At 42.1% G+C, this 15315-nt stretch carries 15 protein-coding genes; 12 read left to right on the forward strand and 3 right to left on the reverse strand.

Annotated features, from left to right (window positions below; all coding sequences use genetic code 11):
* Positions 1-356: 356 nt before the first annotated feature.
* The 5 genes from fdhF (at position 357) to AC3EBE_RS16705 (ending at position 5820) form a co-directional block, all read left to right on the forward strand.
* Positions 357-3314, forward strand: coding sequence for a formate dehydrogenase subunit alpha (gene fdhF, locus AC3EBE_RS16685; protein ID WP_488596171.1), 2958 nt, complete (start codon positions 357-359; stop codon positions 3312-3314).
* Positions 3307-3858 (forward strand): helical membrane plugin domain-containing protein, encoded by a 552-nt coding sequence (locus AC3EBE_RS16690; protein ID WP_488596172.1) that lies wholly within the window; start codon positions 3307-3309, stop codon positions 3856-3858. The genes fdhF and AC3EBE_RS16690 overlap by 8 nt, the downstream gene beginning before the upstream one ends.
* Positions 3859-4026: 168 nt before the next feature.
* Entirely contained in the window at positions 4027-4836 is an 810-nt protein-coding gene (gene fdhD, locus AC3EBE_RS16695; RefSeq protein WP_488596173.1) for a formate dehydrogenase accessory sulfurtransferase FdhD, read from the forward strand.
* Between the two features lie 160 nt (positions 4837-4996).
* Positions 4997-5239, forward strand: coding sequence for a hypothetical protein (locus AC3EBE_RS16700; protein WP_488596174.1), 243 nt, complete (start codon positions 4997-4999; stop codon positions 5237-5239).
* Positions 5240-5289: 50 nt separating this feature from the next.
* Entirely contained in the window at positions 5290-5820 is a 531-nt protein-coding gene (locus tag AC3EBE_RS16705; RefSeq protein WP_488596175.1) for a mismatch-specific DNA-glycosylase, read from the forward strand.
* Here AC3EBE_RS16705 and AC3EBE_RS16710 read toward each other — a convergent pair.
* Both AC3EBE_RS16710 and AC3EBE_RS16715 read right to left on the reverse strand, forming a co-directional pair.
* Positions 5817-6281, reverse strand: coding sequence for a GNAT family N-acetyltransferase (locus AC3EBE_RS16710; protein ID WP_488596176.1), 465 nt, complete (start codon positions 6279-6281; stop codon positions 5817-5819). The two genes, AC3EBE_RS16705 and AC3EBE_RS16710, sit on opposite strands and share 4 nt — an antisense overlap.
* Position 6282: 1 nt before the next feature.
* Complete coding sequence (locus AC3EBE_RS16715) at positions 6283-6765, reverse strand: VanZ family protein (protein WP_488596177.1); 483 nt, start codon at positions 6763-6765, stop codon at positions 6283-6285.
* A gap of 454 nt (positions 6766-7219) precedes the next feature.
* Between AC3EBE_RS16715 and AC3EBE_RS16720 the strand changes: the two genes are divergently transcribed.
* The 4 genes from AC3EBE_RS16720 to AC3EBE_RS16735 all read left to right on the forward strand — a co-directional run bounded on the left by AC3EBE_RS16720 (position 7220) and on the right by AC3EBE_RS16735 (position 10991).
* Complete coding sequence (locus AC3EBE_RS16720; protein ID WP_488596178.1) at positions 7220-7657, forward strand: peptidylprolyl isomerase; 438 nt, start codon at positions 7220-7222, stop codon at positions 7655-7657.
* Between the two features lie 200 nt (positions 7658-7857).
* Positions 7858-8607, forward strand: a complete 750-nt coding sequence (locus AC3EBE_RS16725) for a hypothetical protein (RefSeq protein WP_488596179.1) — start codon at positions 7858-7860, stop codon at positions 8605-8607.
* Positions 8608-8630: 23 nt separating this feature from the next.
* Positions 8631-9503, forward strand: coding sequence for a DUF3307 domain-containing protein (locus AC3EBE_RS16730; protein WP_488596180.1), 873 nt, complete (start codon positions 8631-8633; stop codon positions 9501-9503).
* 114 nt (positions 9504-9617) lie between these two features.
* Positions 9618-10991 (forward strand): FAD-binding domain-containing protein, encoded by a 1374-nt coding sequence (locus tag AC3EBE_RS16735; protein ID WP_488596181.1) that lies wholly within the window; start codon positions 9618-9620, stop codon positions 10989-10991.
* On the opposite strand, the gene AC3EBE_RS16740 is transcribed toward AC3EBE_RS16735, so the two are convergent.
* Positions 10986-11879 carry a DMT family transporter gene (locus AC3EBE_RS16740; protein ID WP_488596182.1) on the reverse strand — a complete coding sequence of 298 codons (894 nt, stop codon included), beginning with the start codon at positions 11877-11879 and terminating at the stop codon, positions 10986-10988. The two genes, AC3EBE_RS16735 and AC3EBE_RS16740, sit on opposite strands and share 6 nt — an antisense overlap.
* A 148-nt stretch (positions 11880-12027) precedes the next feature.
* Here AC3EBE_RS16740 and pdxR point away from each other — a divergent pair, with 148 nt between their 5' ends.
* From pdxR to ccpN, 3 genes are all read left to right on the forward strand, one after another.
* Positions 12028-13437 (forward strand): MocR-like pyridoxine biosynthesis transcription factor PdxR, encoded by a 1410-nt coding sequence (gene pdxR, locus AC3EBE_RS16745; RefSeq protein ID WP_488596183.1) that lies wholly within the window; start codon positions 12028-12030, stop codon positions 13435-13437.
* Between the two features lie 65 nt (positions 13438-13502).
* Complete coding sequence (locus AC3EBE_RS16750) at positions 13503-14264, forward strand: exodeoxyribonuclease III (RefSeq protein WP_488596184.1); 762 nt, start codon at positions 13503-13505, stop codon at positions 14262-14264.
* 403 nt (positions 14265-14667) lie between these two features.
* Complete coding sequence (gene ccpN, locus AC3EBE_RS16755; protein WP_488596185.1) at positions 14668-15315, forward strand: transcriptional regulator CcpN; 648 nt, start codon at positions 14668-14670, stop codon at positions 15313-15315.

Below are 15315 nucleotides of genomic sequence, written 5' to 3' on the forward strand. Positions count from 1 at the left end.
TCGCAGATTGTTTTTATCAGGCAAAACAAATGATCAAAGCCCTTTCGATTTTTCGAAGGGGCTTTTTAATTTTAAGCTCTGTTAAACTAGGCTCTTGATTTTCGTTCCAGACGCTTCGCTTTCCTCGGGGCGTGCGGTGAGCCTCCTCGTCGCTTTGCTCCTATGGGGTCTCACCTGCCCGCTTCATCCCGAAGGAGTCTGCGCGCCTTCCACTTCAATCAACAGGGGTTAAAAATCAACAATCGGACTTAACAGAGCCTAATTTTTTTAAAAAATTAGCTTTAAAAGGTTAAGTTTTTATTTCGATAGGGTAGTGAGGAATAGGGCTATTTTAAAAAAGAAAGGAAGATGAGGCTTTGTCTGGCAAAATTAATGTAACCATCAACGGTGCTGAAGTGGCAGCAAATGAAAATCAAACAATCCTTCAATACCTTTCTGACAGCTCGATTGAGGTTCCCAGTGTATGCTACCATCCGAGTCTGGGCCCAATTGAAACCTGTGACACTTGTTTAGTCGAAGTAAATGGGGAAATGGTCAGATCGTGTTCAACAAAAATGAAAAACGGAGATATTGTTGATACAGTCTCTCAACATGTGAAAAAAGCACAAACAATCGCCATGGATAAAATTCTTTTTAATCATGAATTATATTGTACGGTTTGTGATTACAACAATGGGACTTGTGAGGTACATAATACCGTCAAAGAAATGAAAATCAACCACCAGAGCATCCCGTTTGATCATAAGCCATATGAAAAAGATTATTCGAATCCATTCTACCGGTATGATCCTGACCAGTGCATTTTATGCGGAAGATGTGTGGAAGCATGCCAGGACGTACAGGTTACCGAAACTCTTAGAATTGACTGGGATCGTGACCGTCCCCGTGTAATCTGGGATAACGATGTCCCTATCAATGAATCTTCCTGTGTTTCATGCGGACATTGTTCAACTGTTTGTCCATGTAATGCAATGATGGAAAAGGGAATGGAAGGAGAAGCTGGATTCCTGACTGGAATTGCAAAAGAAACACTCCGTCCGATGATCGAAATTACCAAAGGTGTTGAAACTGGATACGGTTCTATTCTGGCTATTTCGGATATGGAAGCAGCCATGCGCGAATCCAGAATCAAGAAGACGAAGACCGTTTGTACTTATTGCGGTGTAGGCTGCAGCTTCGATGTTTGGACGAAAGGCCGGGAAATACTTAAGGTTGAGCCGCAGATTGAGGCACCTGCCAATGGAATTTCAACATGTGTAAAAGGGAAATTCGGCTGGGATTTTGTTAATAGTGAAGAACGTCTGACAAAGCCGCTTATCCGTGAAGGCGACAGCTTCCGAGAAGCAGAGTGGGAGGAAGCACTTAACCTGATCGCGTCCAAATTTACTGATATCAAGAATGAATATGGACCAGATTCTCTTGGTTTTATCACTTCCTCTAAGTGTACAAATGAAGAATCGTATTTAATGCAGAAGCTTGCAAGAGCAGTCATTGGGACAAATAATATCGACAACTGCTCAAGATATTGCCAGACTCCAGCTACTGTGGGCTTATTCAGGACTGTTGGTTATGGAGGAGATGCGGGGTCCTTTAAGGATATTGCCATGTCTGACTTAGTCATTATCATTGGCTCTAACACATCAGAGGCCCATCCAGTCCTGGCGACTCGCGTAAAAAGGGCCCAAAAGCTGAATGGCCAAAAAGTCATAGTTGCGGATTTGCGGAAGCATGAAATGGCTGACCGCGCGGATCTGTTTATTAGGCCAAAATCGGGAACCGACTTAATCTGGCTTTCGGCAGTTACAAAATATATCGTAGACCAAGGATGGGCAGACGAGGAATTTTTAAATAATAAAGTTAATGGACTTGCAGAATATGTAGATAGCCTCGAAGGGTTCACATTGGAGTATGCGGAAAAGACAACTGGCCTTTCCAAAGAAACATTAATCGAAATTGCTGCTCATATTCATGAAGCAAAGAGCGTATGTGCTTTATGGGCCATGGGTGTAACGCAGCATCTCGGCGGCAGTGACACCAGTACAGCTATCTCCAACTTGCTGTTGATTACTGGCAATTATGGCCGTCCGGGAACAGGGGCGTATCCTCTTCGCGGCCACAATAATGTACAGGGAGCCGGTGATTTCGGAAGCAGCCCTGACTCACTTCCGGGATATCAGAAGGTTTTTGATGATGTTGCTCGCGAGAAATTCGAACGGGTATGGGGCACGAAGCTTCCGGCTGAGCCAGGGATCAATAATCATGACATGATTGATGGCATGCATAATGGAACGTTGAAAGCTCTGTACATCAAGGGTGAGGAAATGGGACTGGTTGATTCTAACATCAACCACGTTCATGCAGCCTATGAAAAATTGGATTTCTTTGTTGTACAGGATGTGTTCTTCTCAAGAACAGCTCAATTCGCTGATGTAGTATTGCCAGCAAGCCCAAGCTTTGAAAAAGAGGGAACATTCACAAATACTGAACGCAGAATCCAGCGTTTATACCAGGTATTCGAACCGATGGGTGAATCGAAGCCTGATTGGGAAATCCTGGTTGAGGTAGCTAACCGCCTTGGTGCAGGCTGGACATATCAGCATCCAGGTGAAGTCATGGCGGAAGCTGCAAGCCTGATGCCAATTTACGCAGGAGTTTCATATGAACGGCTTGAAGGCTACAACAGTCTGCAGTGGCCCGTAGCACAGGATGGTACTGACAGTCCAGTCCTTTATTTGGATGATTTTCCATTCCCTGATGGCAAAGCCCGACTTCACCCAGTAAAATGGTCAATTCCAGTGCAGTATGGTGAAGAATATGACATCCATGTAAACAATGGGCGTTTATTGGAGCATTTCCATGAAGGGAATCTAACATATAGATCTGAAGGGATCACGTCAAAAACTCCAGAAACGTTCCTGGAAGTTTCTCCAGAGCTTGCGGAAGAACGGGGCTTAAAGGATGGCACACTTGTAAGGCTGACATCGCCATATGGCAATGTGAAGGTTAGATGTGTTGTTACCGACAGAGTCCAGGGGAAAGAAGTTTACCTGCCTATGAATGACCAGGGTGACGCTGCGATCAATCTGCTTACAAGCAGTTATGGCGACAAGGACACTGACACTCCGGCTTACAAAGAGACAAAAGCGAAGATGGAAATTTTACAATACGAAGGAGTCAATCCTTTGCCGAGGAACAATTTCCGATATGGGAACCCACAGCCGCAAATCGGCGTCCAGGTACAGAAGAAGTGGGCTCGCCGTGATTATATCTTCCCGGGTGATCTTGTGAAAAAGGAGCGGACCCAGCATGGCTAAAGCGATAAAGAAAATACAGCATATCGAGTTGACCGAGGAGCAAAAAAGAAAAGTAGATTTAGAGGAAGTCGAGACTGCTTTACTTGATAACAAAGAAGCAATCCTGGAATCGCTGGATGTCATTAAGCATATGCATAACCGCGGTGTTCTTTCATTGCTTGGAGGATTGTTCGCAGAGGGCGATAAGGTAATGCATGTCCTGGTGAAGGCTGCAGATAAGCCCGAAGCAACCAATACTCTTAAAAACCTGCTTTTGATGGTTGGAGTTCTTGGAACAATCAACGTGCAACAGCTCGAACCACTGCTGCTTAAACTGAACTCTGGAATTGCGAGAGTTGCAGAATATAGGGAGAACGATGATAAGTTGGGATACTTTGATATCGTCCGCTCCCTGAAGGATCCAGAGATTAACCGAGCCCTCTCTTTGCTATTCGAATTCTTGAAGGGTATGGGTGAAGATACAAGCGGACTTGAAAGAACAACACAGCTTCCGGAAGAACAGGATATACACCAGAATAAAGAAGGAACTTTGGAACCCAAATAGGACTCAGTCAGGCAGGCTGCAGGTATCACTACCTGTAGACCTGCTTTTTATTATTCCACTCTATTAATCTAACAATTAAGACATGTGCCTGGACTGAGCGGGTTTTAAAATTTGGAAGTTAGGGTTATAGGATAGTAAAGAAAAACAACTTTAGAGAGGGTGTCTGTCATGGAACCTGTTGAAGTGAAAAGAGAAATTCTTCGTTTTGGGGATGGCCAGGCCGAGAGAGTGGAAGACACGATCGTGACAGAATACACCGTCACCGTAAAAGTGAATGGACAGGAATTTGTTACGATGGTCTGTACTCCCGACTACATTGAGGATATGGTAATTGGCTATCTGGCATCAGAGGGTATTATTAAAAAATATTCTGAGATTGAAGAAATCTGGATTCAGGAAAAAGAAGGCTTTGTACATGTCAAAACGACCAGGGAAAATCCATTTTATAAAAATTTGCAAGGGAAGCGCTATTTAACCTCCTGCTGCGGAGCAAGCCGTTCAGGCTTCGTCTTTGCTGCAGATGCTCTGACAGCCAAAAAGCTGCATAGATTCCAAAACAAAATAGAAGTAGAGGATTGCTTCAGGCTAATGGACGAAATGCAAGGTTCTGCAGAGTTGTTTAAAAACACGGGCGGGGTCCATAATGCAGCTTTATGCACTTTGTTTGGCCCGGTCGTCTCGCGTGTGGATATTGGAAGGCATAATGCACTTGATAAAATTTATGGGCATTGCTTGAAAAATGAAATTCCAATCCATGATAAAGTAATCGTGTTCAGCGGCAGGATTTCTTCTGAAATTTTACTTAAGGTTGCTAAAATTGGATGTCCAATTGTGTTATCCAAGTCCGCCCCTACAGAGCTGGCATTAAAACTTGCGGAAGAATTGGGAATTACAACGATTGGATTCATTCGTAATCGCTCGCTTAATGTCTATACACATCCAGAACGTATAGCAGAACAGGCTGCCATCTCTCAGTAAGCCGGGGTAAAAAACTCCCGTTTTTTTTAGGCTTCAGCCTTTGCTGAAAGCAAAGCGCATGGAAGGCAAAACAGCACTCAAATTTATGAAAGCCTTTTAAAATAGTATAATGATTGGGGAACTATGGAAAAATGGAGGTGAAAGCCGGAGGTATAATTGAATGGGAGAACATCACTTAGAAGAAATGTTTGATTGGGCAGGATTGTCCGAGGTTTATGAAAAACATGGTTTCAAGATGTGGCTGTCAGGGATGGAAAATGAATTGGACGCAGAGCTTTTAGACCATTTTTCAGATGCATACTCACTGGAAAATGCAGCGGAGATGTATTATGACGAATTTCTTTTTCACCTGAGAATATTCCAGGGAATCCGAAATTTCAATGATCTGCCTCCGCGATTTTGAAGAGTAGATAAGAAACCAAAACCTTGCAGGAGGGAATAGGAGAAATGGGGATGGATACAATTGCGGATCATTTACGAAAAAATCTGGATGTCATTTTCGTTGGATTCAATCCAAGCATCCGTTCTTCAGAAACGGGACACCATTATGCCAATCCAAATAACAGGTTTTGGCGAATTTTATATGAAGCAGGCATAACACCCAGGAAATACGATACAACTGAAGACTTCAAGCTATTGGATTTAGGTTTTGGAATGACGAATATTGTAGCCAGGCCAACTAAAGCTGCAGACGAAATTACGAAAGAGGAATATCAGCAAGGAAAAGAAGAGCTCAGGTTAAAAATAATTGCTTTTAAGCCGAAAATTGTTTGTTTTGTTGGAAAAGGGGTGTACCAGCAATACAGCGGCAGAAAAGAGATTTCATGGGGAAGACAGGATAATTCAGTCGTTCCTGGGGTTATTGACTATGTTGCTCCATCATCTAGCGGTCTTGTCAGGATGAAAATGGATGATGTTGTTGAAATCTATCGAGGAATTCCCAGGCTGATCAAAGAAGCTCTTAAAGGCAATCCTGAAATCTAAGGATTGCCTTTAATTTTCATAGAAAGCCTGATCATGTCACGGCATTGGATTCCATTTTCGAAAATTGGCTGGTCATAATTCCGGATAAAAAAGTCATGGTCGATTTTCATAATCCTGAAACCTGTTTTCTGGTATAAGGCAAGCTGACTAATGCTTGAATTGCCGGTACCGATTTCGAGCGTTTTATAGCCTTTACTCCTGGCAGCCTCGATTCCCTGCTTTATAAGAGCTTGTCCGATTCCTTTTCCCTGCATGTGGGTATGTACTGCAAGGTTCATGATTTCTGCAGTTTCATTATCTCTTGGCTGCAGGACGATAATCCCAATTATTGAATTATCTACCTTAGCACAATAGCAAAAGCTATTTTTAAGATAGGCCGAGACGAGTTCACGGGATGGATCAGCTGAAAGCAGCAGATCCCATGGCGGCTGTTCATTTTGACCGAATGGTGTAATGAGCATTTTATTGTCCTCTATTTCGAAGATAGTTAAAAATCATTATAAATATCAAATAGCCAATGGCGCCTCCGAGGGTATTCAGGATAATGTCATCAATATCAAAGCTGCCCACCATTGTCATGAACTGTATGATTTCAACAGAAGCAGTTGTTAAGAAAACTGCTCCAAAAGTTTTCCAAAAACGATTATAGCTCATAAAAAGCAATGGAAGGAAAAATCCTAAGGGAAGGAATGCAAGCACGTTGCCAAAAAGATTTGTTATCCAAATATCCTGATTAATGTGGGAGGAAGCTTTAAGGTAATTGCCAATTGTTTTGAAGGGTACAAGATTGTAAGGGTTGGTTCCCGCAGAATTGATTTCGTAAGCAGCTTGTCTATATGGACTGAAAAATAACAATATAGCTGCAATAATCATGTAGAGGCTAAATAACCCATAAGCTGCCCTTTTTATCCATTTTATATATTTTAATTGCAATTGGTTAATCATACTGGCTCCTTAAAAAATGGTAATCTATTTTTGTCCATTCTTGCAGATGACAACAAGTAAAATATAAAAATACGATTAATAAAGTGGCTTTGAAGAATCAATGTGTGTATTACGAAAAAAAACTGGATTGAATCTGGATAATTAGAGATTGAAGGAGATTGGGATGTCCTGTTGGTGCTGTCGTAAATCGGGGTTCTCGCCAGAATCAAACGCAGCAAATCGGAGAGAAGCTGATCAGCCTTTTGTATTAATAAGAGATCCTGCAGAGCAGGGCCCCTGCCGTCCGTACAGTGGTTAAGTGTCCCGCAACAAGCGAATGTTCGGCAGGGGCTTTTTTATTTTAACACAAATAGCGGGTGAAAATACATTTTTATTAATCGAAGGGTACATGACTTTCCTTTTTAATTGGAAAAGTGTATGATAACAGTGATTTTAACATAAGGAGATGATTTTCATGGCTAAAAAAGGATACATACAAATGCAAAATGGTGAGAAAATCGAATTCGAACTTTATCCAAATGAAGCTCCTGGTACAGTGGCTAACTTCGAAAAGCTTGCTAACGAAGGTTTTTACAATGGTTTGACTTTCCATCGTGTGATTCCAGGTTTTGTAAGCCAGGGCGGGTGCCCTAACGGAACAGGGACTGGCGGTCCTGGTTATACAATTAAGTGTGAGACAGAGGGCAACCCTCATACGCATGTACCTGGTTCACTTTCTATGGCACATGCAGGCAAAGACACTGGCGGAAGCCAATTCTTCATCGTACATGAATCACAGCCGCACTTAAACGGTGTTCACACTGTATTCGGCAAAGTAACTTCTGGCCTTGAAGCTGCAAAAGCTATGCGCAATGGCGATGTAATGGAAAAGGTTGTCGTAACAGAAGCATAAAATCAATGAAGAGCCCTTGTGGCTCTTTTTTTATTTCTTCTATTGAGGAGAACATATGATCTTGTTAAAATGAAGTGGATTGCAATAAATAAAGAAAGATTCAATTAAACAGGCTAATAAAACAAAAATTTGACTATATAAACTAATTTTATTTATATTAACTAATATAGTCTAATTTATTTATGTTAGGTGGTATGGTCATGTACCCGGCTTCTGTATTTATCATGGATATTTCCAACTCCTCTGCTGCAGAATCGGTTGAGGAATTAAGCAGTTATCTAGCTGAAGTGGAAGGCTGGATTAATGAATGGTTCAAAGAATCAATCTCTGTCAAGGTGAAGCACCGGGCTGGAGATGAGCTGATTTTGTTGGCGGAGGGATACGGGTCTGCATTTGTTGCTGGATTCTATATTAACCGGATTTGGAAATACCGAAAGAACAGGCCGTATTTTGGTTTGTCGTTTGGCAATATTGAAAAGGACGTAAACGAAATTGATTTGGAAAAGTGGATACATCCTCTAGTGAAACAGGCAAGATTATCAAATGAAATACTGAAAAAACAGAAGGACAGGGAAGTTTTCCTCTTTCAAAATGAGGAAACTCCCTCTTACTCTGAATATCTGACTCTGGTTAATGGGATGTTGAAGCTGCAGCATGCGCTTTCCATGGAACAAACTGAGGTCCAGAGTCTGGTTTGTTCGCTATACCTTGTTTATGAAAAGCAAAACACAGTTGCAAAGCTGCTGGACAAATCGGCACCGACTATCTACAGCCATGTTAAAAAGGGACATTGTGAACTGATAATTGACAGTTTCCATGAAATTGTTAATGTCTTGGAATCAATCCAGAACCGTGTCTTTAAGTTTGATTCTCAAAATAATACCAGGCAGCTGGAAGAGGGCATTCAAAAACATATTACAGCTCTTGCCAATAAAGTCTTTAATCTTTAGCTGCAGCCTTGGAAGGAGAAGTTATGCTTATTTTAAGTTTAATATTTGCCCATTTGATAGCGGATTTTTATCTCCAGACAGATAAGATGGTTCAGGACAAGCTGAGGAGTATCAAAAAGCATATTCTCCACCATGCGGTCGTGAATGCTTTCGTTCTTGCTGGCGCCTGGGTGTTATTCTACCAGGACATGAACCCGTTTCAGGCAATCCTCTGGCCTGGGCTGTTTATTGCAGGCACCCATTTCGCAATCGACCTGGTAAAGATTATGGTGGTCGATCGGTATATAGATAGTGATAATCTTAATAAGCTTTGGTTTTTCATCATTGACCAGTTTTTGCACCTTGTTATGATCATGGTATCGCTGCAGCTGTTTTTTGGTCAGACGCTTACATCTGTTTTAGATAGATTCATAGGGATTTTTGCGGGGGACGGAAGACAGCTTGATATTCCGGAGACCCTCCTGTTTATTATCATTGTTTTGATTCTGGGGACTACTGTCAGCGGACATGCCATCAGGATCCTGTTGGGATCATTGCCTGGCCAGCTTCTAACCTTTGAAGGGAAATATACCTTCAAAAATGATCTGAAGGAAACAGAATATCCTAAAAGCGGCAATGGGGAAAAAGGATTGTCAGAACAATATAGCTATATGGTATTCAATAAACATGATTTATCTAGAGGGAAGCTGATAGGTTATATCGAACGGCTGCTTGTCATCCTTCTTACATATTATGGTTCATATCCTGCGATTGCTTTCATCGTTACAGCAAAGTCAATCGCAAGGTTTAAACAGATGGACGATCGTGACTGGGCTGAGTACTTCCTTCTTGGAACATTGACCTCCATGTTTTTGGGGATTTTGTTTGGTATTCTTTTACGTGAGGTACTAAACTAATGTCGGACCGCTTTATTAATATCCTTTGAGCAAATATTAATGTATTGATCATCGGCAGTTTTTGTTACTAGTTATGTATTAATTCAATGTCCATTGGATAGTGGGGTGAGGAAAATGAATCTTGTGCTCTTCAATAAGGATTTGCGGGTAAACGACCATCAGCCCTTAGCTGAAGCGGCGAAATTGGGTGAGTTTTTACCCCTATATATCCATGAAACATCTGTTTGGAATGGCGGAAGGTTTACTGCCCGCCATTTTCAGTTTGTCATTGAAGGACTTGAGGAATTATCCAGGCAATTCACTGTCATGGGTGGCAGATTGTTTTTGGCTATTGGAAAAGCTGAAACGATACTGGATGTTCTTTTGAAGGCATATGGCTCACTAACCATTTTTACGCATAAAGCAAGCCCAAGTGTGCAACAATGGGCAGAGAGTAATCATCAAAACTGCTATGTGTTTGGCCCTGAGTTCGAAAAGAAAGCTGCAAAAAGCTTTAAAAAACAATGGGAAGCATACATAAACGATCCAATCATCAGCCCGCCAAAAGACATCAATATACCTGATCGTATTCCTGAAGTTCTTTTTACCGATTTAAAAAAGTTCAACAATGTTAAGCTGCAGGGGAGCAGAATCCGTTTCGGGCAGCAGGGCGGGGAATTAAATGCAATAGAAACTCTAGATACATTTCTTGAGGAACGATTCCTTCATTATATTGAGAACAGCGACAAACCAATACCATCTTCGCTCTCGTCAAGCAGACTTTCTGGCTATATCACCTGGGGAAATATTTCTGTACGTACAGTCTATCAAAAAACCCGCGACAGGCTTGAGAGCATCAGCGGAGAGAATAAGAAACAGCTGGAATATTTTTTGGCTAAGCTTTATTCCCGTGAAAAGTTACTTTATGAATCTTTGGGACATTTAACCCTTCATAGAATGGACACAAGCAGGGACAATCAGGATGAAGAGTTCTTTTCACGATGGCTAAGCGGAAAGTCGGGAATCCCGTTTATGGATGCTGCTATGAGGAGTCTTCACAAAACAGGCTGGCTCAATTTTACTTTGAGAGGGATGGCGGCTTCGTTTGCCTGCAATATCTTGAAGCTGGATATGACCAAGGTATCCACAGAGCTTGCTGGCCTATTTCTTGATTATCAGCCTGAAGTTCACAATTACCTTATGCACGAGCACATAGGCAAAGAAAAAATAAAGCTGGTTAACCCGGTGAAGATGGGCAAAAAACTGGATCCAGAAGGGAACTTGATTAAAAGGCATATTCCTGAATTAAGCCAGCTCTCCATTGAATATATTCATGAGCCCTGGTTATATCCGGGATTTTATCAGCTTGGCTATGAGACGCCGATTGTCGATGTTCAACGGGCAAATAAGCGTGCCAGACTAAACAATGAAACAATGCTAGACAAGAAAAAAGCTGTCCCATCGGACCCTAAAGAAGGTGACTCGGAACAGCTTGCTTTTGATTTATGAGATTCCAGTTGATGTGTTTCTTTTTTCAGAAGCCGGTGCCTTATCCTTCATATACGTAAGTGATACACCTATAAGCGTGACCAAACCGCCGATGACTGTCACTGCTGCCGGAACTTCTCCAAGCCAGATCCAGGCAATGATGAAGGCAGCAGCAGGTGTAAGATACAAAGAGCCAGCAGCATCAGATACACCTGAATGAGAAGTGACATATGCTAGCGCAAAATAGGCAATGACCGTTGGGAACAGCCCAAGATAAACAGCGCTGATTGTTGCCCCGACAGGTGCCTCCATTATCTGTGGAACAAGGCCGCGGGCGTATAACAGCATAATAATTGTTGCTGCCCAAATGGTATAGGCAGTAAAGGGCAGCGCTCCATATTTTATAAGGTATTTCTTTTGGAACACAAAATAAAGAGACTCAGAAAAAGAGGCTATCAAAATAAAGATCAGACCGTTTCCAATTCTGAAGCTTCCTGGGCCGCCAAATGAAATCAGCGCAATTCCCGTCAAGCTTATTACAGCTCCGAGCCAATACCACTTGCCGGTCCGTTCGTGAAGAAGAAAATTCGTGATTAATCCAATAAACAATGGCGAAGTCGAAACAAGCAGGCTTGCGGTTCCTGAGCTTACTGTTTGTTCCCCAATGCTAAGCGCAGTCTGGTAGACAGCGAACCCTAAGAAGCCGAAGATGAAAATAACCGGCAAATCCACCAGCTCGGGCAGCCTCATCCTTGTAAAGGATGCATAAATGATGAGTGCAGTCGAGCCTATCATGAGCCTTAGCAAGGACAAATGCTCCGGAGAGTAACCTTCAAGACCATGTCTTATTCCTGCAAATGCTGATCCCCACAGCAGTATAATGAGCGCGTGCGCAATTACTATTCGCATTTTTAAATTCACCACCCTAAAAACCATCCAATTTAACCCGGTAACGTATTATGTCTTTCTAATATAGCCGGGTCTTGTTAAAATGTATCCAACCAATCAATATTTCAAAAGACCATCCAATTTTTTAATAAAGGAATGGAGCCGCAAGATGAAAACCCCAAAATATCAAATGATCATTGACTATATAAAAAATCAGATTACCAACGGAACCTGGCCAATAGGCAGCAGGCTGCCAAGCCAGAGGGAATTGGCAAAGCAATTTGGCGTTAACCGCAGTACAGTCATTACCGCGCTGGATGAGCTGACAGCCGATGGTTTGATCGAGGGAAAATCAGGGATGGGGACAATCGTAATCAATAATACCTGGACGCTGATGCGATCCAATCCGCCAGTGAATTGGAACGAGAAGGTTCAGCTGGGCTCTCATCAGGCAAGCCTCGCTACGGTTCAGGCTATAAATCTTGCAGAATCAGATGGCAATCTCATTCAGTTAAGCAAAGGAGAATTATCAAAAGATTTATTTCCGCTTGAGGAAATGAGGTCAGTTATCCAAAAGGTTGGCGATGAGCTGACTCCATTCGGTTATGAGGATCCAAAAGGAAACCCGGAATTGAGGGCTGCGATAAGTGAATATCTAATGAAAAAAGGAGTAAAGGCACCGCAGTCGTCAATCCTTATAGTATCCGGGGCACTTCAGGCTCTGCATTTAATTTCAATTGGGTTATTGGAACGGGAATCTACAGTGTTCCTTGAAAATCCTTCCTATATCTATTCTTTATCAACTTTTCAATCTGCTGGCTTGAAACTTCAGGGTATCCCCTTGGACGAAGAAGGAATAATACCTGGAATAATGGAAGAACGAATGGTCAATAAAAAATCAGTTTTGTATTGCCATCCCAATTTTCATAATCCTACTGGAACGCTTATGGGTACAGACAGGCGGCTTGAGCTGCTGAGCCTGGCCGAAAAGGCGCAGCTCCCAATTATAGAAGACGATGTATATGCTGATTTATGGCTGGACTCACCTCCGCCTCCGCCAATTAAATCCCATGACAGGCATGGAAATGTACTGTATGTGGGAAGTCTGTCCAAAAGCTTGAATCCTGGCTTGCGGATTGGATGGGTTGTTGGGCCCGAGGCTGTAATTGACAGACTTGCTGACCTGAAGATGCAAACAGATTATGGCTCAAGCTCCATATCCCAAAAAATAGCTGCAGAATGGCTTTCAAGCGGGAGATATAAAAATCATCTATCCAGGGTACGAGAACAGCTAAAAAGCAGAAGAGACGCAGCCTTACAGGCACTGGATACCCATATGGCGCATCATGCCGAATGGAACCGGCCTGCAGGAGGGTTTTTCATTTGGGTAAAACTAAAGCCGGAGATTCAGGCAGCTGACTTATATCGAAAAGCACTTTCAAAAGGTGTCCTAATCAATCCTGGCCGAATATATGCCACACAAAAGCTGCAATATTTCAGGCTGTCATTTGCGAATGCGCCCGTAGAGGATCTGTATAAGGGAATTTCCATATTAGAATCGATTCTAAATGAATGCTAGAATGTAAGAATACTTGCCAATTAAGTGGCACAATACAAGAGACAATCACAGGGGAGAACATTAAAATGAAACTGGTATCGTGGAATGTGAATGGAATAAGAGCTTGTTCCGGAAAAGGTTTTCTGGATTTCTTTAAAGCGGCGGATGCTGACATATTCAGTATTCAGGAAACAAAGCTCCAGGAGGGGCAAATCAATTTGGAGCTTGACGGTTATCACCAATTCTGGAATTATGCAGAGAGAAAAGGTTACTCAGGTACAGCAGTATTCACAAAAGCGGAACCACTTTCTGTGAAATATGGAATTGATGCTCCAGAATACGATTGTGAAGGAAGAGCAATTACACTTGAATTTGAAGATTTCTTTTTAGTGAATGTATATACTCCGAATTCCCAGCGTGATTTGGCCCGTCTAGGATACAGGCTTACCTGGGAAGACAGGCTGCGTGAATATCTTTTAGAATTGGAACGAAGCAAGCCTGTTGTCCTTTGCGGTGATTTGAATGTTGCCCATAATGAAATCGATCTGAAAAACGCAAAATCAAATCGTGGCAATTCTGGTTTCACGGATGAGGAACGTGCAAAGATGACTGAGCTGCTGAGCAGCGGATTCGTCGATTCCTTCCGTTATCTGAATCCTGACACTGCGGATGTTTATACCTGGTGGTCTTACATGAATAAGGTCAGAGAAAGGAATATTGGCTGGCGTATTGATTATTTTATCGTGTCAGCGAAGCTTGCGTCTTCCATAGTTTCAGCCGGTGCCGAGTGCTTTGTAATGGGCAGCGACCATTGCCCGGTGACTCTTGAATTGGATTTAAGTAAATAGTTTGAACCCCCTGAAGGAGATTGCAGGGGGTTTTTTAGTTGTTTTATTTAGGCTCTTTTCGTAAAAATTGTTGCGTTAACACCCAAAGTAAAACTGTTTATTGGGTTTTTACAGACATTTTTGCTCATCCGCTGCAGAGACATCTTCAAAAAGAGCCCCAAACCTTTAAAGTTGAAGAAAAGTATGAGAATTCGAATAGCAATGATCAATTTGAAGACAGCCTTTGTGTATGAGTATAGCCTATTTAATGCAAAAGAAAAGCGGAGTTTATAAGAATTTTAGATTAATTAAATCCTTTTCTTTTGATTTTTCGTTAAATGTTATATACTATAAATTAATAAGGATAACACATTTAAAAAATCCTTGATAATGTAACATAATAATTATTGGGGGTAAGTTGGTGGTGAGTTCTATTAAACTGACAAAACGGCAGGAAGAAATCGTACAAATCGTCAAGGAAGATGGTCCGATTACCGGCGAACAAATAGCGGAAAAATTGAAGCTGACCAGAGCAACTCTCCGTCCGGATCTTGCCATCCTAACAATGGCAGGCAGCCTGGAGGCAAGACCGAGAGTCGGATATTTTTTTAATAAGGACAGAGAAAAGCTATTGAAGGCAGAAACCTTTATTGATATGAAGGTGAGTGATTACAAAGGACATCCAATTGTTGTCCAGAAATCATCTTCTGTTTATGACGCAATTGTCCAGATGTTTCTTGAAGACGTAGGCACTCTGTATGCCGTGGATTCAGAAGGCTGTCTGGCAGGAGTTATTTCCAGGAAGGACCTTTTGAGAGCTGCAATCGGCAATAAAAATCTCGAGGACCTGCCTGTAAGCGTCATCATGACAAGAATGCCGAATATTATCACCGTAAAACCTGAGGAAACGATGCTGCAGGCTGCAAAGAAGCTTGTGCAGAACCGGATCGATTCCTTGCCTGTCGTCCGCGAACTCAACAATAACCCGGATACATACGAAGTTATTGGACGAATAACAAAAACGACAATCACAAAGATTTATTTAGAACTTGTTGAGCAAAAATCTGTCTAG

This window comes from Mesobacillus sp., assembly GCF_057785455.1.

Excerpts from the sequence above, each read along its gene's own strand:
- AC3EBE_RS16690 (WP_488596172.1), top strand. The coding sequence starts at position 3,307 with ATGGCTAAAGCGATAAAGAAAATACAGCATATCGAGTTGACCGAGGAG.
- fdhD (WP_488596173.1), top strand. The coding sequence starts at position 4,027 with ATGGAACCTGTTGAAGTGAAAAGAGAAATTCTTCGTTTTGGGGATGGC.
- AC3EBE_RS16700 (WP_488596174.1), top strand. The coding sequence starts at position 4,997 with ATGGGAGAACATCACTTAGAAGAAATGTTTGATTGGGCAGGATTGTCC.
- AC3EBE_RS16705 (WP_488596175.1), top strand. The coding sequence starts at position 5,290 with ATGGATACAATTGCGGATCATTTACGAAAAAATCTGGATGTCATTTTC.
- AC3EBE_RS16710 (WP_488596176.1), bottom strand. The coding sequence starts at position 6,281 with ATGCTCATTACACCATTCGGTCAAAATGAACAGCCGCCATGGGATCTG.
- AC3EBE_RS16715 (WP_488596177.1), bottom strand. The coding sequence starts at position 6,765 with ATGATTAACCAATTGCAATTAAAATATATAAAATGGATAAAAAGGGCA.
- AC3EBE_RS16720 (WP_488596178.1), top strand. The coding sequence starts at position 7,220 with ATGGCTAAAAAAGGATACATACAAATGCAAAATGGTGAGAAAATCGAA.
- AC3EBE_RS16725 (WP_488596179.1), top strand. The coding sequence starts at position 7,858 with ATGTACCCGGCTTCTGTATTTATCATGGATATTTCCAACTCCTCTGCT.
- AC3EBE_RS16730 (WP_488596180.1), top strand. The coding sequence starts at position 8,631 with ATGCTTATTTTAAGTTTAATATTTGCCCATTTGATAGCGGATTTTTAT.
- AC3EBE_RS16735 (WP_488596181.1), top strand. The coding sequence starts at position 9,618 with ATGAATCTTGTGCTCTTCAATAAGGATTTGCGGGTAAACGACCATCAG.
- AC3EBE_RS16740 (WP_488596182.1), bottom strand. The coding sequence starts at position 11,879 with ATGCGAATAGTAATTGCGCACGCGCTCATTATACTGCTGTGGGGATCA.
- pdxR (WP_488596183.1), top strand. The coding sequence starts at position 12,028 with ATGAAAACCCCAAAATATCAAATGATCATTGACTATATAAAAAATCAG.
- AC3EBE_RS16750 (WP_488596184.1), top strand. The coding sequence starts at position 13,503 with ATGAAACTGGTATCGTGGAATGTGAATGGAATAAGAGCTTGTTCCGGA.